The following is a 21,997-nucleotide window of genomic DNA, read 5'->3' on the forward strand; positions in this document are numbered from 1 at the left end:
ATGGGGGTCTTCGTCTTTCTGCCACTGGTGCTGCCCTTAACGGCATGGCCGATCGCACGCCTGGCCGAGCAGCATCTGCATCCGCGGACCGCCACCAGGCTGTTGACCGGCGTGGCCGGGGTGATGGCGACGTGCAGCACCGTGTGCCTGGGCTTGGTGATGGTGGTGGGTACCGCCCAGCTGCCCGGCAACCCGCTGCCCGACGGCTGGTCCGATCCGGAGGTACGCGCGGCGGTCCCGTACGACGAGGTCGCGGGCAAGGCGGCGATCCCCGCGCTGTGCGCGGTGCTCGTGGCCTGCGGCCGGACGCTGTGGCGGCACGGCCGGGTCCGCCGCCGCGCCCACCGGGCGCTGGCCGGGCTGCCGGGTACGGAGGTGGCGGTGCTGCCCGACGAGGTGCCGTACGCGTACGCGCTGCCGGGAGGCCGCCGGAACCGGGTGGTGGTGACCACGGCCCTGCTGGACTGCCTCGAACCGGCCGAGCGCCGGGCGCTGTTCGCCCATGAGCGGGCGCACCTGGCCGCCCGGCATCACCGGTTCCTGCTCGCCGTCCAACTGGCCGCGCGTGCCAACCCGTTCCTGCGCCCGTTGCGGACGGCCGTGTCGTACACGGCGGAACGGTGGGCGGACGAGGAGGCGGCGCAGGCGGTCGGCAGCCGCAGGACGGTGGCGCGCGCGATCGGCAAGGCGGCGCTGGTCGCCCGGGGTACTCCGGTGGCCACGCTGGCGGGCCTCGCCGCGCCGGGGCCGGTACCACGCCGGGTGACGGCCCTGCTCGGCCCGGCTCCCCTCGTACGCAGCTGGCCTTCGGTGTTCACCGCCGTGGGCCTGGCGGCGTGGGGCGCGGCCGCGGGGGCGGCCGTCTCCGCGATGTCGTCCGCGAACTCCGCGGTGACCATGTTCTTCATCCTGTACGCCGCCACGCCCCTGTGAACCAAGGGCGCCGGATCAGGCGTTGTCCACCAGGATGGCCAGTCCGGCGATGAGCCCCACGAAGGCCAGGGTCGCGAGCAGGCAGACGATGAGCACCAGCCAGCCGGTCAGGATGCCGGCCAAGGCGAGCCCGCGGCCTTCGTCGTCGAGGCGGCGGCCTCGGAACCGGCCAATGTGCCCGATAGGGATGGCGATCAGTGCGCACAGCGCAGCCAGGGCGACGAAGATGCCGGGGTTGATCCAGGCGATGCCTGTTGCGAAGTTCCCGAGGAACGCTGCGCCGCCGAGCGCGCAGAGCGCGCTGACTTTGGCCGCCCGGTTCCGGCCGGCCCACGTCCGCGCCGGTTGTCCGATTGCCGGGCGCGTGCCCTCGCTACTGCTCACGTGTGTCCTCCTCGGTTGGTCGTGCCCTCGGGCGTGCCTGGAGACATGCGCTCAGGCGTTCTCGGTTGCGGATGCGGTGAGATGCACCTGCCTTCCGCTCGTATATCTACATGTATGTAGAGTTCCGCCGTTCGGTGCGCACGGGCACCGAACGCTCATGAGTGGTTGACCGGTCGGGTGCGGCCAGGGTGTGAAGGGGGCGCCGGTGGGTGGTACGGGCAGGCGGCGGCGCGCTCCGGCCGACGGCAGGTCGACGAGTGCGGAGCGGCTGACGCGGCGCGGCCGGATCCTGGCGTGGACCGCCGGGGGCTTCGCGGCGCTGATCCTCGGTGTCGCCGGGGTCGGCGCGTGTATATACAGGGACCTGGACGGCAACATTCAGGGCGCCGACGTGGACAACAAGCTCGGCGATGACCGGCCCGTCAACCTCAGCCCGGGCTCGAAGAACATCCTCGTGGTCGGCTCCGACAGCCGCGACGGCGACAACGGCAAGTACGGCAAAGGCCTGACCACCATGCAGTCGGACACGCTGATGCTGCTGCACGTCCCGGCGAACCGGGAGTGGGCGACGGTGGTGTCGTTCCCGGACGGCCGGGTCAGACGTCCTGGGTTCCGGCGTAGGCCGGGCGAGTGCGGTGGCCTCGATCGCGGCCGCGTAGCCATCGGCCGCGCTCTGGCTCAGATATGGCGAGACACGCAGCAGAATCCGGCCGTTGAGGTAGGCGTACTCGGAGTGGAGCGGGGACCAGGCTGCGGAGGCGCGCAGCCGCTCGGCACGGGTGCGGGCGGCGTCGGCGTCACGGAACACCTCGATCGCACCGCCGAGCTGGACACTGCCGGGGTCCGCCACGGCGACCGCGCCGCCGTCGATCCGGTCGTCCTCGAAGGTCACCTTGCTGCGGTAGAGGATCGCGTTCTCCACGGGGAGCCCGCCGCGCTCCACCAGGCGGAACACGGCTTCGGCCTCATTGGTGACGCCCGTGGTGCCTGCGTACCCGTCCTTGCGGTGCCCCGCGCTGAACGGCAGCGGGATCGACTCCTGCGGAAGGGCCGACAGCACGATACTGACCAGCATCCCGGCGCTGGCCAGGACCGCGGCGGTGCGAACGTGCCGCAGTGAACTGCGCGTGCGGGGCGGCCCGGCGTCCATGGTCACCACTCCAGCTGTCACCCGGGGACAGTGTGCCGGGCGACGCCCGTCGGCCCTGCCCGGCACAGACGCCCCGCAGTCGGTCAGAGATCGAACTCGTGCGGCGGCAGCTCCAGGATGTGGCACGCCTCCCGTACGACAGCCTGCTCGGTCTTGTCGAAGTCACCGTCGGCGCCGCCGATGACGATGCCGATCTGGATCACGGCGCGCGCCTCGGCGGGCTTCTTCTTCGCCTTGGCGACCTCCTGCAGCACGCTCACCTTGCCGAAGTCGAAGTCGGTGGTGAGCTTGTTGAGGTTGTCCTCGAAGCGCCGCTGCAGGTCTGTGGCGTCGAAGTTCTGCAGCACCTCGTTGGTGGCGATCAGCTGGGCCACACGTCGGCGCTCGGAAGGATCGATCGTGCCGTCGGCGGCGGCGACGAGCGCGCACATCGCCATGCTGGCGTCCCGGAAAGCGCCGCTCTTGAGGTCGTTCTTCTTCGCCACGAGCTGCGTCTGCATCGTCGACGCGGACTCCTTGATGCGGTCCCACAGGGCCATGAGAACTCCATACGGTCGGTCAAGGGCCCGGTCCGCCCTGACGGCGGCCCGTTGCCCCTTCGATATCTACAGCAACGTAGAAACTAGCTGTTGGCTGGATAAGTTCCGGCTACTTCCGGGAGGTTCAACTGGGAGGTTCATCAGGAAGGCGGGAGCCGTCCATCTGCTGGTTCCTGCGACGGTGATCCTGGGGGAGGAACCCGCGCCTTCGTCCGGCGTGAGATCCACAATCCGCGGGGAAAGGCGGTTGAAGCCGGGCCGCAACCGGCTGCTGTACATCGGTGCCGATTGGAGCCTGCCCCGGTCAGCTGCTGCTGCGGTGGTACGGCCACTCGCTCGCCCCAACGCGTCTTGTCATGTTCGTGCGTGACCGGATCTGTGTGGCAGCGTCCCAGCGCCGTCGGCTGTCGCCCGCCAGGGCCGACGACTTCCAGGCTCTCGCCGAGGTCCTCCTCCTCGGCCAGGCCCGCATCGATGGAGGGGCGGGCCAGCCGCGCGGGTTCGCCACCTTCCGGCTCCGCTTCGCCGACGGTTCCTGGCTGGAGCCGGCCGACTGGGCGAGCCGGGGGACGCCGGTCACTTCCTGCGTAGTCAGCAGCTGACCGGCGGATCGGCTCGCCCAGGACCCGTCAGCCTTCCTCTTCCTCCTCCTCGCCCTCGAAGAAGTCACCGACCTCGTCGACCACTTCGGCCGCGACCATCCCGCCGACGACCCCGACCGCGAGACCGGCCGCCCCCGCAGCGATGGCCGTGCCCATACCGGGGCCGGAACGGTGGCCGTCATGGTGGTGGTGATCGTCGTGGCCGAAGTGGCCGCCGTGGCCGTGGCCGTGCGCGTACGGGTCGCCGTGCCCGTAGGGGGCGTGCGAGCCGTGAGAGGCCCGGTGCTCGACCAGCTGCCGGATCCAGCCGTCGACGATGCTGTTCCAGTCCTGGTGCTCGACTCCGTCGTGGGAGACGGTGAAGCGGGTCAGCGCGTCGTGGCCGGAGGAGAAGAAGCCGCCGCGCTTGTCGGCCTCCAGGACGACCTCCATGCCGCCCGGGTTGGCCAGGAAGGTCACCTCGATCTCGTTGACCTGGTGCGCGTACTGCGGCGCCGGGGTCAGCTCGATCTCCTGGTAGAAGGGCAGCTGCTGGCCGGTGCCGCCGATGCGGCCGTACTCCAGGTCCGCGGACTTGAAGCCGAACCCGAGCTGGCCGAGCGCTTCGAGGATCGCCTCCTGCAGGGGCAGTGGGCCGATGTTCAGCTGGTCCAGGTCGCCCTTGTCCTTCGCGCCGGCCACCGCCAGCTCGGTGCGGACCCCGAGGACGATGCCCAGGCCCTGCCCGTACAGCTCGCTGATCGGGGTCTCCCAGGGCAGCATCACGGTGAACGGGACGCTGTGCTGCTGACCCGCGCCGAGCCGGAAGCCGCCGCCGACGGTGAACCGGTCGAAGGTGACAACGCCCTCGCTCTCGCCCTCGTCGTGCTCGGCCTCGACCCGGGCCACCAGCTCCAGGGTGATGTGCTCGATGTCGAAGTCGGCGTCCCCGCCCTTGAGGTGGACCTGGCCGGTCAACGCGCCGCCAGGGCGGGCGGCTCCCGGGTCGAGAACCGTGTCGACCGTGGGTCCGCCCACGCCGAGCGATCCGAGCAGTCGTTTGAACACCATCGTGGCGTCCACTCCTTTAACGTGCGTGTGTTTCTTTCAGGTGCGGTGCCGCGCACCGGGGCGGGTGCACGGCACCACGGCTGTGCGCGGGGAGGGTTACTTGGCCGCGTCGAGCGCGGCGAGGGCCTGCGCCCAGCGGACGTACTTCAACTCGGCCAGATCGGTTATGGTCTTGACCCCGAACGCCTCCTGAAGCAGCTCGCCGTCACGGTCGGAGACCCCCTTGAGCGCCCCGACCGGGGCGGCCAGGATCTCGGGCAGGCTCTTGTCCGCCCACGCCTTGTCGAGCACCTTGTCCAGGTCGATCGAAGCCATGCGTGTCCTCTCCCGGGTGCGTGTGAGGCCCGGTCTTGTCGTGGGCCTTCTACAAACGAGTAGAAGCATAGGGCTGTTGAGGGCGGGGAAGGGCACGGTCCGCGCGGGCGTGCCGGGAAAGGCCGAAAACGGGTTCTTGCGCTGGTCGGGGGCCTGTGTCCGGAGAGCGGGGCGTACTCCTGTCGTCGTACGCGTTCCGGGCGTAGGTGCAGGCTCACATTTCGCGCGTCCCTGCTGTCCGTGACCATGGCCCTCGTCCGGCCCCTGGAACAAAGAAGTGAGACGAACAGCCGTGCGCCCGAACCCGTCGTGAACCCGCTGTCGGTAGGAGGTCTGCGGCGGCTTCCAGGCGGAGGGGGCCTTCGTGAACTACCGGGACTGGCGCAGGTTCCGACTGCTGATCCCTGGTCCGTGCACAACAGCGCCAGCGCTGGCCAAGCCTCGGCTTCGGTCTAGGTCTGCTCGGTGGACTGCTCGGCGGCCTCGCGTTCGCCGGCGCTGACCAACCCTGTCTCGTAGGCGACGATGACGGCCTGGACACGGTCACGGAGTCCGAGCTTGGCGAGGATGCGGGCGACGTGCGTCTTGACGGTAGTTTCGGCCAGGTGGAGGCGGGTGGCGAGTTCGGCGTTGCTCAGTCCTCGGGCCAGCAGGCCGAGGACCTCCAGTTCGCGCGGGGTGAGCGAGGCGAGGTCGCGGTGGAGGGCGGCGGTGTCGCTGCCGCGCTGGGTGAACCTCTGTACCAGGCGGCGGGTGATGGCGGGCGCGAGGAGAGCGTCGCCGGTACGGACCGTGCGGACGGCCGCGGTCAGTTGCTCGGGGGTGACGTCCTTGAGGAGGAAGCCGCTGGCCCCGGCGGACAGTGCCGCGTAGACGTACCGGTCGAGGTCGAAGGTGGTCAGGATGATGACGCGGGGTGCGTCGGGGGCGCCGGTGAGGATGCGACGGGTGGCCTCCAGGCCGTCCATCTCGGGCATCCGGATGTCCATCAGGACCACGTCGGGACGGGTGCGGCGGACCGCTTCGACCGCTTCGACTCCGTTGGTCGCCTCGGCGACGACGTCGATGCCGTCGGCGCCCAGGATCATCCGGAATCCGGTGCGGACCAGGGTCTGGTCGTCGGCCAGGAGCACACTCGGCGGCTGCTCGGTCACGGTGCCTCCAGGGGGATCAGCGCTTCGACACGGTAGCCGCCGGTCAGGCGTCGACCGGTGTTCAGGGTTCCGTCGTAGACGGCGAGGCGCTCGCGCAGGCCGATCAGGCCCCGGCCGCTTCCGGTGGCCGCGCCCACACCCGGGCGTCCACCAGTGTCGGTGACTTCCACCCGGAGCCGGTCCGGGCCGTATTCGACGGTCACGGCGGCGGTGGCGCCGGAGGCGTGCTTCACGGTGTTGGTCAGGGCTTCCTGGACCACGCGGTAGGCGGCGAGTTCGAGGCCGGGTGAGAGGGGACGGGGCGGGCCGGTCACGGTCAGATCGACGGGCAGTCCGGTGTCCCGGACCCGTCCGACGAGCGTGTCCAGCTGGTCCAGGCCGGGTTGCGGGGCCAGCTCCGCCGCCGTGTCGGCCAGGTCTGCACCTTCGTTCGTCCCCTGGCCCTCGTCGGCCATGGTGAGCAGTCCCATGACGTGGCGCAGCTCGGTCATGGCCGCCCGCCCTCCCGCCTCGACGGCGAGCAGCGCCTCGCCGGCCTGCTCGGGGGAAGTCTTCATGATCTTGCGGGCGGCGCCCGCCTGAATGACCATCACGCTGACGTTGTGCGTGACGACGTCGTGCAGTTCGCGGGCGATCCTGGCCCGCTCGTGCTCGACGGCCCGGCGCAGCGCCTCGGCCTGTTCGCGTTCCAGGGCGGAGAGCCGGATACGGCCTTCGTCGGTTCTGAGTTTCCAGGTACGCAGGCCGACGGCGGCCACGGCCATCGGTACCAGGATCAGCAAGGCGATGTATTGGTTGGGGACGATTGGTGTCACCGAGTTCCCCGAGATGCCGACCAGGACGACCGACACCGGCAGCGCCGCCAGGGTCGCCACCCGGTACGGGCTGTACACGGCGGCGCTGTAGACGGCGATGACGAACGCGTAGAAGGTCAGCCGCAGGACGCTCTGCGGCGTCGCCAGTGTCGCGGCCGTCACGACGCACAGCACGGCGAGCGGGTAGCGGCGGCGCAGCGCCAGGGCACCCGAGGCGATGACCGCGAGGGTGACCATGAAGGCCAGGCCACCGGGGCCGGACGGGCGCTCCATGACGTGCTCCACGCCGGGTGCGATCTCACGCACCACGACGATGCCGACGTTGTCGATGCCGTAGTAGACGGTGGCGATTCCGAGTACCAGTGCCACCAGCGCGTCGAACTGCCAGGCACGCCGGGTGGGCCGCAGCGGTGGACCGCTCGGAAGCCTGGCGTCGCGGACCGTCCGGCGGGCGGCTGCCCGCATCCGCTCCGGTGTCGTACGTGCGTCCATCACCGGTTCATTGTCGCGGTCGCGCGGACCCGCCGAGTCCGTCCCGGTGGTCATTCCCACCGCACCGGATACATCGCCCGCCTACATCGCAGGGATGACGTTCCCGGGGATCGTCCCGGCGCGGTACGGCAATGGGTCCGGGCGGGCGACGCGTGCGGGCCGGGTCCGCTCCTAGCGTTCACGCAGCCAACTGCCCGAATCCGAGGAGCCTTTCATGATTACGCCGGTGATCGAACTGCGCGAGGTGAGCCGCCGCTACGACGACGGCCCGCCCGCTCTGCACGAGGCGTCGCTGACCGTGCGGCCCGGCGAGGCCGTCGCGGTCCTCGGCCCTTCCGGCAGCGGCAAGTCCACGCTGCTCAATCTGATCGCGGGCCTGGACCGGCCCGATACGGGGACCGTCACCGTGGACGGGGTGCGGGTGGACCGGCTGGGCGAAGCCGGATCGGCGTTGTACCGGCGGTCGAAGATCGGCATGGTCTTCCAGTTCTTCAACCTGCTCGACGATCTGACCGTCGCCGAGAACGTCGTCCTGCCCGCGCGGCTCGCGGGTATGGCACGTGGCGAGGCTGACCGCCGGGCGGCGGAACTCCTGGAACTGCTGGGCATCGACCGACATGCCCGCGCCTACCCGGGGCGGCTGTCCGGCGGCGAGCGGCAACGCGTCGCGGTGGCCCGGGCGTTGATGAACCGGCCGGCGCTGCTCCTGGCCGACGAGCCGACCGGGGCCCTGGACACGGCCGCCGGACAGGACGTCAGCGAGCTCCTCACCGGTCTCAATGCCGAGGGACAGACCATCGTCGTGGTCACCCACGACCTGGCTCTGGCCCGGTCCTGCACGAACCGTACGGTCCGCATCGCCGACGGCCGGATCACCGAAGACGTCCGGTCGCAGGCCGTCGGGTCGCAGGTCACCGCCTCGGAGGCCGTCCGATGAGCGCGCTCGGCAAGGTGGTGCGCTCGGGGGTGGGGCGACGCCGGGTGCAGACACTGGTGATCGGGCTCGCCACGATGATGGCGGTGGCCGCCTCCGTCCTCGGCGGATCGCTGCTCGTGGTCTCCGGCGCGCCCTTCGACGACGCCTTCGCCAGGCAGCACGGAGCGCATCTGTCCATGCAGTTCGACGCGGGCAAGGTGAGTGCCGGGCAGTTGTCGAAGTCCAAGGACGCCGAAGGGGTGAGCAGTGCGGCCGGGCCGTTCCGTACGGCGACGGTCACCCCGCGGTCGGACGGGGCGGGCCCCGGGTGGCCGATGACCGTGGTCGGCCGGGGCGACCCCGGCCGGGACGTGGACGAGGTGGCACTGCTCGACGGGCGGTGGCCCGCGCGTTCCGGCGAGATCGTGCTGTCCGCCGACTCCTCGCTCATCCCGACCATGGGCATGCAGATCGCCTTCCCCGATCTGTCCAGCGGTCCGACACTGACGGTGGTCGGTGTGGCCCGCTCGGTCACACAGACCGCCGACGCCTGGGTGGTTCCGTCCCAGATGCCGGCGCTCACCGCGCCCGGCAGCGGCGGCTACCAGATGCTCTACCGCTTCACCGACGCGGGCACCACCGCGCAGATCACCGCGGGCGGCAGGGCCGTGACCAAATCCCTGCCGCCGGGAACGGCCGTCGGCGAACAGTCATGGCTCACCGTCAAGAAGACCGCCGAGCGCGACACCGCCGTCTACGTCCCCTTCCTCATCGCGTTCGGGGCCCTGGGCCTGGTCATGTCGGTGCTCATCGTCGGCAACGTCGTCGCGTCGGCCGTCGGCACGGGAACGCGCCGCATCGGCATCCTCAAGGCCGTCGGCTTCACCCCGGCCCAGGTCGTGCGGGCCTACGTGGGCCAGGCGCTGATCCCGGCCGCCGTCGGCACGGCCCTCGGTGTCCTCGCCGGCCATCTGCTCGCCGTCCCCGTACTGGCCGAGACCGGAGAGGTCTACGGCACCTCGTCCCTGGCCGTCGCCCCCTGGGTCGACCTGGCGGTGATCGCCGGGGTGCTCGGCCTGGTCGCGGTGACCGCGTGGGCGAGTGCCTGGCGGGCCGGGCGGCTGCGTACGGTCGATGCGCTCGCCGTCGGGCGTACCGCTGCGGCGCGGCGCGGCCGGTGGGCGGCCCGCCTGGCCGGACGGCTGCCGTTGCCACAGCCGGTCGCCCTGGGCCTGGCCCGGCCCTTCGCACGGCCCGCCCGCGCGCTGGCCATGGGCACGGCGATCCTGTTCGGTGCCGTCGCCGTCACGTTCACCGTGGGGATGAGCGCCTCGCTCGGCCAGGTGATGAAGGCCAGGGCCCACGACGCCGCCGATGCCGTCGTGCCCGCGCCCTTGCCGGACTTCGGACCCCAGGGCCCCGGATCCGGCCCCGAGAAGCAGCCCAAGGCCGATCCCGCTGCAGTCGCCGCGGCCATCGAGGCCGCCGCGGGAACCGGGAAGTACTACAGCGCCGCGACGGTACGGGCGACCGTGTCCGGCCTGACCGGCACCGTCAACGTGATCGCCTTCACCGGCGACGCCTCCTGGGGCGGCTACACGATGGTCTCGGGCCGCTGGATCGACAGGCCCGGCGAGGCCGTGGTCCCGACCCCCTTCCTGGCCGCCACCGGCACCCGCATCGGCGACACCGTCACCCTGAACGGCCTGGCCGAGCCGGTCACGGTCCGGATCGTCGGCGAGGTCCTCGACCCCCGCAACGACGGCATGCAGGTCTTCACCGACGCCACGACCCTCACGGCCGCACATCCCGACCTGACGGAGACGAGCCATCACATCGCGGTCACGTCAGGCACCGACGTGACCGGCTACGTCGACGCACTGAACAAGGACCTGGCACCACTGGGGGTCACCGCCCGGGCCGGCGGGCTCGACGCCGGCGGCGACATGGTCGTCACGCTCAACGCGCTGTCCGCGATCCTCACGCTGATGCTCGTCGCCGTCGCCGCCCTCGGCGTGCTGAACGGCGTGCTGCTCGACACCCGCGAGCGCGTCCGGGAGATCGGGGTCCACAAAGCGCTCGGCATGACCCCCCGGCAGACCATCGCGATGGTCCTCACCTCGGTCGTCGTCACCGGACTGGTCGCAGGCACCCTGGGCGTGCCGCTCGGCACGGCCCTGCACGGCTGGGTCATCCCCGCGATGGGCGACAGCGTGGGGCTCCGCCTCCCCGGTTCCGTCATCGCCGTCTACCACGCAGCCGAACTGCTCCCGCTCGCACTCGGCGGCCTGCTCATCGCCACCCTGGGCGCGCTCCCGCCCGCCGGATGGGCAGCCAGGACCCGAACCGCCACGGCCCTGCGCACCGAATAGAAGGTCACGTTCAGAGCCCGTGCCTCCGACCCCCACCACAACGAGCGGTGGGGGCCGGCTGGCTGGTTCCCTCCAATTGGCGCGGGACGCGGGAGCTCCGGAGCTCTTTCCGCTCCGGGATGTGGTTGTGGAGCGTGCCGCCGGAGACGCCGAGGATCTTGGCGATGGTGGTGACGCTGTTGGCCAGGTTGGGCAGCATGTCGCGGGCCGCGCGGATGAGGTCCTCGTTGACGACGGTGGGGCGCCCTCCCGTACGGCCGCGGGCGCGGGCGGCGGCCAGGCCCTCGTGGGTGCCGGTGACGATGAGCTCGCGGATGAACTCCGCCAGAGCCGCAAAGGACGTGCAAGATCAGGCGCCCGCCCGGGCCTTGAGCGTACGGCTGTGGCCGCCTCGCTCCCGCTGCTCCTCGACGCTGCGGGCGGCCCGGCCTGTCAGCGGGGGAGGATTCCCAATGAGGTTGTCAAGCAGTGGACGTGACGCCAGGTGATGGCTTCACGCTGCCGCGGCAACAGCAACGGGTGGGCTGGCTTCGAATGTGCGACCGTCGCGGATGAGGGCCCAGAGCACGTTCAGGCGCCGGCGTGCGAGTGCCAGGACGGCCTGGGTGTGCCGCTTGCCTTCTGCTCGCTTGCGTTCGTAGAACCGCCTGGATTCCGGGCAGCATCGGGCGGCGACGTGCGCGGCGAGGTAGAAGACGCGCAGCAGGCGGCGGCTGTAGCGGCGGGGCCTGCGCAGGACATCCGCAACACTGGGAGAGGCCTGTGGCACATGCTTCTCGACCGGCGCGGACGAGGTCGCCGAGGAGATCCGCGGGCGCCTGAGCGGCGCCTGCTGGGAACCGACGCCGACGACGAGTCGTACGAGCGGCGCACGTTAGACAGCGACTCCAGTGACGGAATCCACGGCTACGTGCACACGGAGCTGTGCGTCGACCGGTCTCAACTCCCGGCGCCTGTGCCACCGCAGGGCTTCCGCCCGTAGAAGGGCCCGGGATCTCCTGCGGAACATCATTGGATCCGCGCCCCGAATCGCCGCCAACCGCAGCAGGCGGCACTTCTTGAGCCGCCGACTGGTGCCGGAGACCGGAGTGCCCGGTGCCGGGCGGTGCACGACCCCGCTCCGCCCCGTCAGCACCAACTCGCCGCCGAGGCGGAGCGGCCCCGCAAGACCTCCGCGCCAATGTCGTAACGGGAGAAATGACGACGGGCTACATCGAGTCCGGAACCTCGTAGCCACGGGTTCGCCATCCATCCCATGGGGTGGGCGCGGGCATCAGGCGGCCGCCGAGGCGGAAGACACACGCCGCCTCGGGGGCCGTCTGCTGGCACTGGGTTCTGTCCGGCGGATCATGTAACCGCCGCGCGTTGATGCGCCTCTGGCCGTACGATCGGGCCAAGGCCGAGACGGTGAGAGTGTCTCGAACGTGTTGATGAGGGTGGGAAGTTGGGGTCGAACATCGCCCGCATGTACAGCGAGGGCCTGTACCAGCAGTACAAGTATCTTGCTACCTGGCTACCGAACACCAATGTGAAGCTCGGCGACATCGGGCTTCTTAAAGGTGCCCTGTGGGCCAGATCGGGCGAGATCCCGCCCAGCGCAAGCAAGCTGACCGTGCGCCAGGGGGCTCGCATTCCATCGCTGGAATGGCAGAACACGAACAAGTTCGTCATGGAGACCAAGGCGGCCGGTGAGCTCGCTCCAGGCTTTACAGCCTTGGCCATGATGGATGGGGGCATCGCCTACCGGTTCGACAAGGCCGGAGCCATCATCTTCCGGGCCGAGGACATCGTGGCGGAAGAGGTCGCTGACACCGCTCGTATCCGACGCTGGATGTTGAACGAGCACCGCGCCGGCCGTCTCGACCCGGGCAGTGTGGCGGTGACGCGAGTGCTGCGAGCCAAATCCTTCATCGTGCTGATCACCAACTCGGACGGCGCGCGGGTGGAGATGCGGACTGCGGCCACGGTCGGTCCTGCGAGCAACACGGCAGCGGCAGTGAGGGGCAGGCTGGAGATCGCGCGGGCGACCGGCATGTTCGTGCACCTGGTGGTGGAGAACGGGGTACCCCTCTTCGGCGGGCTGCGTCTGCGTAAGTCTCTCTTGAGGAAACCGCGCGTGGACGATGTTCTGCTCGACGCGGACGTCGACGACGCCACGGCCCAGGTCGCCACAGAGGGACTGCACGACGACGACCCCTTCGAGTTGATCGGCCTCGCCTGAGTGGAAGGAGGTGCGGATAAGCCCGACACGCAACAGCTGGTCTTCCTACCGCTGGGCCAAGAACTCATCAGTGACATCGTCGTCTCATCCACCGACATGCACAGGATGCAGCCGATCGGCCTGAGGTTTCGCGCCTTCAACGACCACATCCCGCTACTGATCCTCCCATCCACCGAGAGTCGGATGGCGATGGTTCCCGACGGTTTCGAGACCGCGGACTTCTTCCTGGACGCGGATCGCGCGCGCCGGCTCAACATCGCGGCGGTTGTCGTCGGCAGCCCGGGGCGGAGCAGTGTCACCCTCCTGATTCCCCGCATCGATTCGGGCTGCACGCGCACCCCGACCTCGTGATGGATCGCGGGCACAGCGGAGAGCCCGTGCTGTTGGAATTCCCGAACACCATGGCTGTCAGCACCGGCGATGGCTGGCAACCGACCGCCTCGATCACCGAGCAGCGCATCCGCCTTCGGAAGGGCGAATCGCTGAACCTCGCCTGCCGCGGCGATGCGCGCGTGTACGCCCTCGATCTGAGTCCCACGCACCAGGACTGCGAGCTGGCACTGCGGCGGGAACCGCGCACAGGCGCGGTGCAGTTACTGGCCGGCGAGATGGATAAGGGATCCCACCACTTCGTCCTCAGCGCCGAACCAATCCTGGGTGAGCGGCTGCTGCACGGTGCCGAGACGCACTCGTACGCGGAGTCACCCTTCGCGTACGTGATCTACCCGCCGCTCGGCCCTGGAAATCTCCACTGGATCTCGTGCTTGCTGCAACCCACGTCGGTGCCTCTCAACTTCACCGCCCAGGTCCCCAACCGATACCCCGTCCCTTACCTGGGGTTCGCCACGGACGAGGGGCTCTGGGTCCTGGGTGGCAATCAGCCCGAGGGCGAGCGGCGTGAGCTCGCAGTCTGCCTGATCGGGCGGCCGACAGCCAAGCAGGTCCGATCACTGGTCGATGCCCAGGTCTACCGACGGATTTACGTCGTCACCGACGACAAAAGGCTGCTGGTGAAGTGGGCGAGACACCTCGGTGTGCGGTCTCCGGTTGGGCGGGGCGCCGCGGAGCTCCCCGCAGCGCAGATCGGCGGCACGAGCGTGCGTTTCCTTCGCACCGAGTGGACGGCCAGCAGCCTGGAGGACGTCAACATGCGGATCCTGCGCAACGAGTTGGCCGAGTCGCCCTACAACGACGCTTATCGCGAGGCTTGGGAGCACATCGTCGGCGAGCGTCTTCCCCCTGTCCCCGTCGTCCCAGACCCGCGCGTGGGGTCCATCTGCGTCCTGATCAATCTGCTGAGAGGCCGCGTGCCGGATACGACAGCAGAGGCCCTCGACGCCACCCCCGCGGACCTGTCTTCTGATGATCTGTGGCTCACGCCCTGGGCAGCGTCCGATCCGCTCAGTGTCGAACAGTTGGCCGAAGAGCTCATCGTGCGCAGTACCGGTGAGTACCTCGCCATGCAGCATCTCAAGAATCTCGGGATCACTTTCCCGCACCAGGACAGTGGCGCGAGCATCCCGGAGGACCAATACCCCGAGTTGGCTGCCATCGTCGACGCCTGGCTGTGCGCCACGCCTAAAACGGTGGACGGTCACCGTGCTCGTCTGCGGGAGGGCCTGCTGCGCATTGGCGCATCCGCACGATCCATCGCCGCCCTCTTCGCCGACCGCGTTCACCGGATGCCGCCCGAGGTCCGGCACCGTGCCGGGGTTGGGATGGCCAACCCCTTCGTCATCCCTCTGATCGAGAACGAAACACCTTGGTACCAGCTCTCGCTCGATCTCGCTCATTGGACCCTGTACGCGGCCTGCGCTTCCCGCAAGAAGGCGGGTGTCATCGCCCCCGCTCCCGTGGACGGTGCGATGGTCGCCAACATCAAGCAGGCCATCCGAAACCTGCGGTACGACTACCATGTTCGGGAACCCGAGCTGCGCAGTGCGGATATCGTCGACCACCGACGGGCAGTGGGCCGTCTACTGCAGGAGGCTGTCGGCTCCGGCGTGCTGGAAGCTCTCGACCGCGTCGGCGCCGATCGGGTGGTGGCGTTCTCGGACGTCGGTCTCGAGTACCTGCCTTTCCGGGACAGCGTGCTGGGCATGGAGTTCCCGATCTCTCGCCTGCCCGTCTCCTGGCCGGCGATGTGGACCGGCGGCAACGCAGTCAGTTCGGCGACTAGAGGTCAATCGCTGGTACGAGGCGGGTCAATGACCCGCGGGTCCAAGGCGGTCATCCTGGTGGCCGACACTCAGACGGATCGGCAGACGGAGTGGAGTCAGGAGATTGCGAGCCACGCTCGTGACCGCCTCCGATGGGTGGGCCTCATCGCCGAGATGCCCTCAACCAAAACAGCCACCGTGAAAGGCCTATTGGAAGCCTGTATGCCAGCGGCCGTGGTGCTGTTCTTCGGACACGCAACCGCCTCGGGCGATCAGGCCCTCCTCCGCCTGGACGAAGAAAAGGCGATCACAGCGGCGGACGTACTGGAGCACGACTGGAAGGGCAAGCTCATCGTCCTGGTCGGCTGTGAAACGGCCGTGCAGGATTCCGAGGAACGAGACATCGCCTCCGCCTTTTTGAAGCGCGGAGCCAGAGCGGTGATCGGCACTTCCTCGAAGGTGTCGGTCAAGGTCGCCGACTACCTCTTCACCCAGCTGTTCGATCTGCTGATCGACGGGATGCCGATCGACTACGCCTTCTTCCTCGCACGCCGCCGTTCCGCGGCCTTCGAAACTCTACGCACCACGATGTCGAGCGATGAGGCTGCCGACCGAATCGCCGACGCCGTCGCCCGCAAAGCTGAGGCAGGCCCCTTCGTCTCCTTCATGGACGCGCTCGGGCTGTGCTGGTCGGACATGGAACACGACAGCGTGTACGCCCCCACTTTCAGTCTCCTCGGGGGTAGCGGTGAAACACTCGCCTAGGGATTTGCCGATGGGTTGCCAGGGCACGGCTGGAGCCGGGCTTACCGAGCGGTTGAGATAGAGGGTGCCCGACCGTGGGCAGCCCGCGTACCGGCTTCGGCCCGGTTGAGCCCGAGCTGCGGCATCCCTTCATGCCCGTCAGCTAATTGATGCGTACGGCGCGGCGAAAGTCCTTGAAGGCACTGGTCGGAGAGGGGTTCCGCTCTTCATGGGCCCACGGTGTGGTGGTCGCGACCCAGTCGCGATCACCGGGGAGGTCCCTGCCGTGGCGCCGATTCTGTTCACCGCTGTGCTGTTGCTGCCGTTCCTCACGGCCGTCGGCCCGTTCGCGCTGTGGGAAGCGCGCGATTGCGTAAGTCCTGGACGCGGTCGGCACCGCCGCGTCGTACGTGGGCGTCACGCGGCCCGGGGAGGCCGTCGATGACCGCGCGCCGCGCCCTGGGCGCCACCTCCTGTGTCGTCTGGCGTTGGACCAGCTGCACTCCCAACGCCCCAGCTCAAGCTCGTGCCGCCCTGCGCTGTGCCCTCGACCAGCTTGGCTTCGACGGCGAGGTGATCAGCGACGCGGTCCTGGCCGTCTCCGAGTTCGTCACCAACGCCACCGAGCACGCGGTGGGGTCGTACGAGATGCGCCTGCGACGCACCGCGGCCGAGGTCATCTGCGAGGTCGGGGACCACGATCCGCGCATCCCGGAGATCCCTACATTTCCAGCCACGGCACCGTATGCCCCGGCCGAGGGGAACCGCGCGGTAGTGCCGTGACGCGGGCGAAGGCATTGATGAGTTCGTGCCGCTAGGGCCAGGTCGCGGCGATCCGCAGGCGAAGGCGGCGGTCGCCGCGAGTCATGCGGGCGGCCGCGTGCAGCAGCCGGTGGGCAACTTCTTACGTTCGGCGGTGGCCAACTCTCCTTCCAGTAGCAGGGTCTGGGGCCAGGCGAGCAGGTGGGTGGCGGCCAGGGACAGCTCCAGCCACGCTTGGTTGAGGGGGAAATGGCGGGATGGGAAGCGGCCCGAGCCGGTGGTCTTTCGGCAGCGGATGCGGTCCTCGACCTGTGTGTGCGCTGGCGGACGTCCAGGTGTTGCAGCGAGGCTTCGCCGTAGGGGATATAGGGGATATCGGTCATGAATACCTGGTGTTGCATGCCCTCGTCGAGGTCGATACGGACCGTTGGGCGCCGGGGCGCGGGCGCTCGCGGCGGACGATGATCCGGGTGTCGTCGGGGTCACCGTGGCAAGTGAAACGCGCAGGCTGGGCGCGGTGGACCCGAAGACCCGGAACCGGATCATGGTCGGCGCGCTTGTGTTGATGTTCGTTTCGCCCTGGCTGCCGCGGTCGGCAGGTGAACGGTGCGCGGCCCGCTCACCCGGTCCCGAAGACGCCGTCCGGATCGAGGCGGCGGCGCAGTTCCGCCAGTCGGGCGTGGGTGCGGTCGCCGTACGCCTCGGGCAGCCGGGACCGGTCGTCCCGGTCGAGGAAGTTGACGTACACCCCCTCCCCGTACGGTGCGAGGGCGGCCACGAAGTCCCGCGCCCAGGCCCGCTCGGGCGCACCGAGGGACTCCTGCTGCCGGGGGAGCCAGACCGCGTTGACGTTGAGGTGATGGGGCACGGCCCGGTGGGCGAAGGCGGTGGCCGCCGGGTCGGCCTCGGCGACCGCCCCGCCGAGGTGGAAGAGGATCGCGTAGCTGCGCGAGGAACGGGCCCGGGCGGCGTGGTCGGTCATCGTGTCGATCACCGGGTCGCTCAGCTCCCGCAGGCCGGTCGACTTCCAGTAGTAGTGCCAGCCGGCCGGGACGACCGCATCCGTCATCGACTGCAGCCCGGCGTACGGGCGCCTGCGGACCAGGTCCAGCAGGGGGCGGCCGATGCTGCGCAGCGGGGCCAGCAGCCGCTCCGCCGCATCGCCCTCGGCCAGGGCGAGCATGGTGATCATGCACACGGGGCGGCGGTGCAGCTCGACCGGCAGGAAGGGGGCGGCGGGCGCGCGGCGCAGCGTCACCACGGTGGCCACCTCGGGCGGTGCGGAGGCGACGTGGTCCCGGTAGCGGCGCAGCACGGCAGGGGCGTCTTCGAGCGGCCACAGGACCGGCCCGGCGAGCACCTCCGGACCCACCGGGTGAAGCCGGTACGTGAAGGAGGTGACCGCTCCGAGCCCGCTCCCGCCGCCCCGCAGCCCCCAGAACAGCTCCGGCTCCTCATGCTCGTCGGCGGTCAGGAGTCGTCCGTCGGCGGTGATGAGCTCGGCCCGGGTCAGGTTGTCCACCGTCAGACCGTGGCGGCGCATCAGCCAGCCCAGGCCGCCACCCAGCGTGAGCCCCGAGAGCCCGGTGTGGGAGACCACCCCTCCGGTGACCGCGAGCCCGAACGCCTGCGTAGCGGCGTCGAGTTCACCCCAGAGCGTGCCGGGCCCTGCGGTCGCCGTGCGCCGGGCCGGGTCGACGCTCACGCTCTTCATCGGGCCGAGGTCGACGACCAGCCCGTCGTCGCACAGCGCGTTTCCCGCCACCCCGTGCCCGCCGCCCCGTACGGTGACGGCCAGTCCCCGCTCCCCGGCGAACCGTACGGCGGCGGCCGCGTCGGAGGGGGACAGACAGCGGGCCAGGTAGCGCGGGCGGCGGTCGACGGCACCGTTCCACATGGCACGTACGTCGTCGTAGTCGGCGTCGCGCGGGGTGACCAGGCGGCCGCTGAAACCGGGGACGGCCGGGGAGTGGGTCCGGGTGTGCGGCACCGTGCGCCAGGGCGCGTCGCGGTGCGCGTCCGAGCCGGGACGCACCGCTTCCGGGGGCGGCGGCTGCGGACCGCCTGGTGCGCGGCGGTGTTCGGCACGGTGGCGGGCCCGGGTCTGCGGGTAGGAGTTCCAAGTCGGCAGCGCCCGGCACAGGTCGCGCGGGCCCTGCACCCGGATCGCACCGGACTTGAGCGCCGTGGACCACTCGAGGAGGCCGAGGTGCCAGCCCGCGAACGCCAGCGGGTCGGTGACGGTGACCACCAGGTCGTCACCGAAGCCGGGGTCGAACCCGCAGACCTCACCCCGGCCCTGTTCGAGGAGCAGCCACACGCGCGCCGGGACGCCCGGGGACCCGGAGCCGTCGGCCGAGAACTCGAACCGCACCACCACCCGCCGCTCGGGCAGCAGCTCGCGGCGCAGCGACGACTGACACCAGGACCACACCACCAGGTCCGGATCGGCGTCCTCGGCGGTGACGTCCATCCAGCGCTCCGCCCAGTCGCCGAGCGCCTGGAGCACTGGCCACAGCTCCCGGCCCGCCGGGGTGGGCAGGTAGTACGAGCCGCGCCCGTCCGGCTTGGGGCGGACCGCGACGACCCCGGCGTGCTCCAGCTCCCGCAACCGCCGGACCAGCAGCGCGCGTGACAGGCCGGGGGCACCGGCCGCGATCTCGTTGAAGGTACGGCAGCCCAGCAGCACGTTGCGCAGAATGATCGGGGTCCAGCGCTCGGCGATGAGCCCGGAACCTCGCGCGATGGGGCAGAACTGGCCGTAACTCCGCACGTCACCAGTGTCGGTCCGGGCAGGAGGAACGACCAGTTCTGTTTTTGAACCGCCGGGGTTCACGGACTGTCCTTGTCCGCTCCTGCCGCCTGGTCGACTCTCGAAGAGTGAACCGACCGCAGCGATCAGCCCTCCGGGATTGAGCGGTACTCGGTATTCAGGGAGAGGAGCGGACGCCATGACCTCACGGATCGAGGCTCCCTGGGAGAAGTCCACGACCGCCGAGAACTACGAGCGGCACCTCGTCCCCCTGCTCTTCGAGCCCTGGGCACAGACGCTGGTCGAACTCGTCGGCCCACGACCGGGTGAGCGGGTGCTCGACCTGGCCTGCGGAACCGGTGTCGTGGCCCGCAAGGCAGCCGCCCTGGTGGCGCCGACGGGCAGCGTGACGGGCATCGACCTGAACCCGGACATGCTGCGGCTGGCCCGCCGGCACGCCCCGGCGAACGGTACGCCGATCACCTGGAAGCAGGCCGACGCGCTGGACACCGGACTGCCGGCCGGCGCCTTCGACGTCGCGTTCTGCCAGCAGGGACTGCAGTTCTTCCCCGACCGGCTGACGGCCCTGCGCGAACTGCACCGGGTGATGGCCCCGGGCGGCCGGGTTGCGCTGAGCGTCTGGTGCGACGACCGGTCGCCGGGATTCCACCCCTTCGAGTCCGCTTTCGCGGAGACGCTCACCTCACCCGGTCCGGCGGTACGGTTCCTGCACGCGATCTTCGACCTGGCCGACCCGGCGGAACTCCACCGCCTGCTCACTGAGGCGGGGTTCCGGAACGTGCGGGTGACCCGGGCCACCCGCACGGTCCGCTGCAGCTCCGCCCATGCCTGGGTCGAGGCGTTTCTGGGCGCGGCACCGCTCCCGGAGATCCCCGAGCCCGAGCGGGAGACCGTCGCCTCGAAGGTCATGGGGAGGCTGACGCCGTGCGCCGCGAACGGGCTGGCGTTCCCGGTGGCGGCGAATGTGGCGTCGGCGGAGCGGTGAAGAGGCCCCCGGGTTACCAGGCGAACGCCTCCGGAGACGGCCCTGGGCCGGGGAAGATCTTGTCGAGGGAAGTGAGGAGCTCGTACGACAGCGCCAGTTCGGCTCGCATCGCGGACTGGAGCCTTTCGGCGGTGCGCGGGCCGACGATCGGGCCGGTCACGCCCGGTCATGTGAGCGGCCAGGCCAGGGCGACCTCGCCGGGCTCCAGTCCGCGCTTGTCGAGCAGGTCTCGTACGCCTGGATCTTCGCCCGTACCGCCAGGTCGGCGAGGGAGGCGGCGGCTCGCCCGGAGCCGCGCCGTCCGCCCTCGACCTCCTTCTTGATCTTGATGACGCCGCCGAGCAGCCCGCCGTGCAGCGGCGACCAGGGGATGACGTCGAGCCCGTAGTCCTGCGCGGCCGGGATGACCTCCATCTCGGCGCGGCGCTCGTGGAGGTTGTACAGGCACTGTTCGCTGACGAGGCCGATGGTGCCGCCGTGCCGGGCGGCGATCTCGTTGGCCTGGGCGATCTTGTAGCCGGGGAAGTTGGAGGACCCGATGTAAAGGATCTTCCCCTGCTGGACCAGCACATACAGCGCCATCCTGCCCGGTTTGTGTCCGGTGCCGCGTGGCTGCAGACGGTGCAGCGCGTCGGTGAACGCAGAGACGACGAGTTTGGGGCGGGATCCGGTGATACGAGGTGCATCGCTGGGCGGCCGGGCTGGAGGCACTGCATGCCCGGATCGGACGTAGGGGCACGAAGCAGAAGGTCCGGGAGGGGCCACCATCCCCAGCCCTCTCACTGCTCCAGCTGGAATCGGCTTCTGACCGCCGCAAGCAGCTGGCGGTGGGCGCCCCAATCGGGCTGATTCACGATGGGCACGGTGACGAAGACCTGCGAGCCGGTGACGTCGCAAGCGCTCACCTCCGTGCACCTGCTCTCGGTCTCCTCCGTGGGGTCGATCATGATCCGCGGGGAGCGTCCGCTCTCCAGCCAGGTAGCCTTCCTTCCGGCCGCGACAGACTCCAGAACCTCGGCCCAGCTGCCGAGGTCATGCGCGTTGAGATACAGCTCGACTCGGCCACTGACGCAGGGAGACGCTCTGCTCCTCGTCCGAAAGGCGGATCAGCTCGAGGGGGCTGGAATCGGGCACGTCGGTACTACCTCTTTCTGTGCGATGCGTACTTCTAGACTGCACGGCGGTTATGGCGGTTGGTGACCGCGGTGGCGGTAGTGGCTGAGGCGGGCTCGGTACTGGTGGCGTCGTCGCCAGTGCGACCAGTTCAGGATGTGCTCAGTCTCGTGCCGCACGGTGTGGACGAATTTGCTCAGCAGGCGGCGGATCTCGTTTCAGACTCAGCCGGATCAGGTCGCCTCGGTGCCCCCCCTTTTCGCCGGTGGAGGGCCGGAGGGCGGCCACATGGCCTGGGGGCCATGGCGAGGGTGATGTGCCGGTACCAGGCCGGATAGTGACGGACTTGGTAGTGGTCGAGCCCGGCCTCGTTCTTCGCTGCCTGGAAGGCTTCCTCGAACGACCAGTGTGCGTCTCCGCTTTGTCGCTGGGGTGGCTCAGCCGATGCCGGCCGCGCGAAGGGCGGAACCGCCGGCGAGGGCTGGCTGGTCGTCCTCGATGTCGAGCTCGCGTCGTCG

At 70.0% G+C, this 21,997-nt stretch carries 17 protein-coding genes and 4 pseudogenes; 9 read left to right on the forward strand and 12 right to left on the reverse strand.

Features of this window, described 5'->3' with window-relative positions; translation table 11 throughout:
• Positions 1-933: a M56 family metallopeptidase gene (locus ADL12_RS05870; RefSeq protein WP_062699239.1), complete on the forward strand. Its 933-nt coding sequence runs from the start codon at positions 1-3 to the stop codon at positions 931-933.
• 15 nt (positions 934-948) lie between these two features.
• On the opposite strand, the gene ADL12_RS05875 is transcribed toward ADL12_RS05870, so the two are convergent.
• The 3 genes from ADL12_RS05875 to ADL12_RS05885 form a co-directional block, all read right to left on the reverse strand.
• Positions 949-1,317 (reverse strand): DUF4190 domain-containing protein, encoded by a 369-nt coding sequence (locus ADL12_RS05875; RefSeq protein ID WP_062699241.1) that lies wholly within the window; start codon positions 1,315-1,317, stop codon positions 949-951.
• A 106-nt stretch (positions 1,318-1,423) separates the two neighbouring features.
• The gene (locus ADL12_RS58830; RefSeq protein ID WP_159053088.1) at positions 1,424-2,488 is read right to left on the reverse strand and encodes a hypothetical protein; all 1,065 of its coding nucleotides are present in this window, start codon (positions 2,486-2,488) and stop codon (positions 1,424-1,426) included.
• A gap of 62 nt (positions 2,489-2,550) precedes the next feature.
• Positions 2,551-3,006 (reverse strand): tellurite resistance TerB family protein, encoded by a 456-nt coding sequence (locus tag ADL12_RS05885; RefSeq protein ID WP_062699245.1) that lies wholly within the window; start codon positions 3,004-3,006, stop codon positions 2,551-2,553.
• 281 nt (positions 3,007-3,287) lie between these two features.
• Here ADL12_RS05885 and ADL12_RS05890 point away from each other — a divergent pair, with 281 nt between their 5' ends.
• Complete coding sequence (locus ADL12_RS05890) at positions 3,288-3,608, forward strand: hypothetical protein (protein WP_341846343.1); 321 nt, start codon at positions 3,288-3,290, stop codon at positions 3,606-3,608.
• A 27-nt stretch (positions 3,609-3,635) separates the two neighbouring features.
• On the opposite strand, the gene ADL12_RS05895 is transcribed toward ADL12_RS05890, so the two are convergent.
• From ADL12_RS05895 to ADL12_RS05910, 4 genes are all read right to left on the reverse strand, one after another.
• Complete coding sequence (locus tag ADL12_RS05895) at positions 3,636-4,658, reverse strand: sporulation protein (RefSeq protein WP_062699247.1); 1,023 nt, start codon at positions 4,656-4,658, stop codon at positions 3,636-3,638.
• A 96-nt stretch (positions 4,659-4,754) separates the two neighbouring features.
• Positions 4,755-4,973: a hypothetical protein gene (locus ADL12_RS05900; RefSeq protein WP_062699249.1), complete on the reverse strand. Its 219-nt coding sequence runs from the start codon at positions 4,971-4,973 to the stop codon at positions 4,755-4,757.
• A gap of 452 nt (positions 4,974-5,425) precedes the next feature.
• Positions 5,426-6,127, reverse strand: a complete 702-nt coding sequence (locus ADL12_RS05905; protein ID WP_062699251.1) for a response regulator — start codon at positions 6,125-6,127, stop codon at positions 5,426-5,428.
• Entirely contained in the window at positions 6,124-7,407 is a 1,284-nt protein-coding gene (locus ADL12_RS05910; RefSeq protein WP_062699389.1) for a sensor histidine kinase, read from the reverse strand. Before ADL12_RS05910 ends, ADL12_RS05905 begins: the two co-directional genes overlap by 4 nt.
• A gap of 241 nt (positions 7,408-7,648) precedes the next feature.
• Here ADL12_RS05910 and ADL12_RS05915 point away from each other — a divergent pair, with 241 nt between their 5' ends.
• Both ADL12_RS05915 and ADL12_RS05920 read left to right on the forward strand, forming a co-directional pair.
• Positions 7,649-8,371 (forward strand): ABC transporter ATP-binding protein, encoded by a 723-nt coding sequence (locus ADL12_RS05915; protein ID WP_062699253.1) that lies wholly within the window; start codon positions 7,649-7,651, stop codon positions 8,369-8,371.
• Positions 8,368-10,722: an ABC transporter permease gene (locus ADL12_RS05920; RefSeq protein WP_208614480.1), complete on the forward strand. Its 2,355-nt coding sequence runs from the start codon at positions 8,368-8,370 to the stop codon at positions 10,720-10,722. The genes ADL12_RS05915 and ADL12_RS05920 overlap by 4 nt, the downstream gene beginning before the upstream one ends.
• A 493-nt stretch (positions 10,723-11,215) precedes the next feature.
• Here the strand turns inward: ADL12_RS05920 and ADL12_RS56135 are convergent.
• A pseudogene (locus ADL12_RS56135) lies at positions 11,216-11,491 on the reverse strand (IS110 family transposase); the annotation flags it as partial.
• A gap of 696 nt (positions 11,492-12,187) precedes the next feature.
• Between ADL12_RS56135 and ADL12_RS05930 the strand changes: the two are divergent.
• From ADL12_RS05930 to ADL12_RS05945, 4 genes are all read left to right on the forward strand, one after another.
• A complete protein-coding gene (locus tag ADL12_RS05930) occupies positions 12,188-12,943 on the forward strand; it encodes a hypothetical protein (protein WP_062699255.1) in 756 nt (251 codons plus the stop codon).
• Positions 12,944-13,294, forward strand: coding sequence for a hypothetical protein (locus ADL12_RS05935; protein WP_062699257.1), 351 nt, complete (start codon positions 12,944-12,946; stop codon positions 13,292-13,294). It begins immediately after the preceding gene.
• Positions 13,295-13,320: 26 nt separating this feature from the next.
• Entirely contained in the window at positions 13,321-15,867 is a 2,547-nt protein-coding gene (locus ADL12_RS05940) for a CHAT domain-containing protein (RefSeq protein ID WP_062699259.1), read from the forward strand.
• 420 nt (positions 15,868-16,287) lie between these two features.
• A complete protein-coding gene (locus tag ADL12_RS05945; RefSeq protein ID WP_062699261.1) occupies positions 16,288-16,629 on the forward strand; it encodes an ATP-binding protein in 342 nt (113 codons plus the stop codon).
• Positions 16,630-17,227: 598 nt separating this feature from the next.
• Here the strand turns inward: ADL12_RS05945 and ADL12_RS55425 are convergent.
• On the reverse strand, positions 17,228-19,381 hold the full coding sequence (locus ADL12_RS55425; protein ID WP_159053089.1) for an FAD-binding protein: 2,154 nt from the start codon (positions 19,379-19,381) through the stop codon (positions 17,228-17,230).
• 178 nt (positions 19,382-19,559) lie between these two features.
• Between ADL12_RS55425 and ADL12_RS05955 the strand changes: the two genes are divergently transcribed.
• Entirely contained in the window at positions 19,560-20,366 is an 807-nt protein-coding gene (locus tag ADL12_RS05955; protein ID WP_062699263.1) for a class I SAM-dependent methyltransferase, read from the forward strand.
• A 13-nt stretch (positions 20,367-20,379) separates the two neighbouring features.
• Here ADL12_RS05955 and ADL12_RS05960 read toward each other — a convergent pair.
• The 3 pseudogenes from ADL12_RS05960 to ADL12_RS58325 form a co-directional block, all read right to left on the reverse strand.
• Positions 20,380-20,945 (reverse strand): annotated as a pseudogene (locus tag ADL12_RS05960) (aldo/keto reductase); the annotation flags it as partial.
• Positions 20,946-21,145: 200 nt separating this feature from the next.
• A pseudogene (locus tag ADL12_RS58320) lies at positions 21,146-21,433 on the reverse strand (DUF5959 family protein); the annotation flags it as partial.
• A gap of 242 nt (positions 21,434-21,675) precedes the next feature.
• Positions 21,676-21,930: pseudogene (locus ADL12_RS58325) on the reverse strand (hypothetical protein); the annotation flags it as partial.
• Positions 21,931-21,997: the final 67 nt, after the last annotated feature.

This window comes from Streptomyces regalis, assembly GCF_001509475.1.
Lineage (GTDB): Bacteria > Actinomycetota > Actinomycetes > Streptomycetales > Streptomycetaceae > Streptomyces > Streptomyces regalis.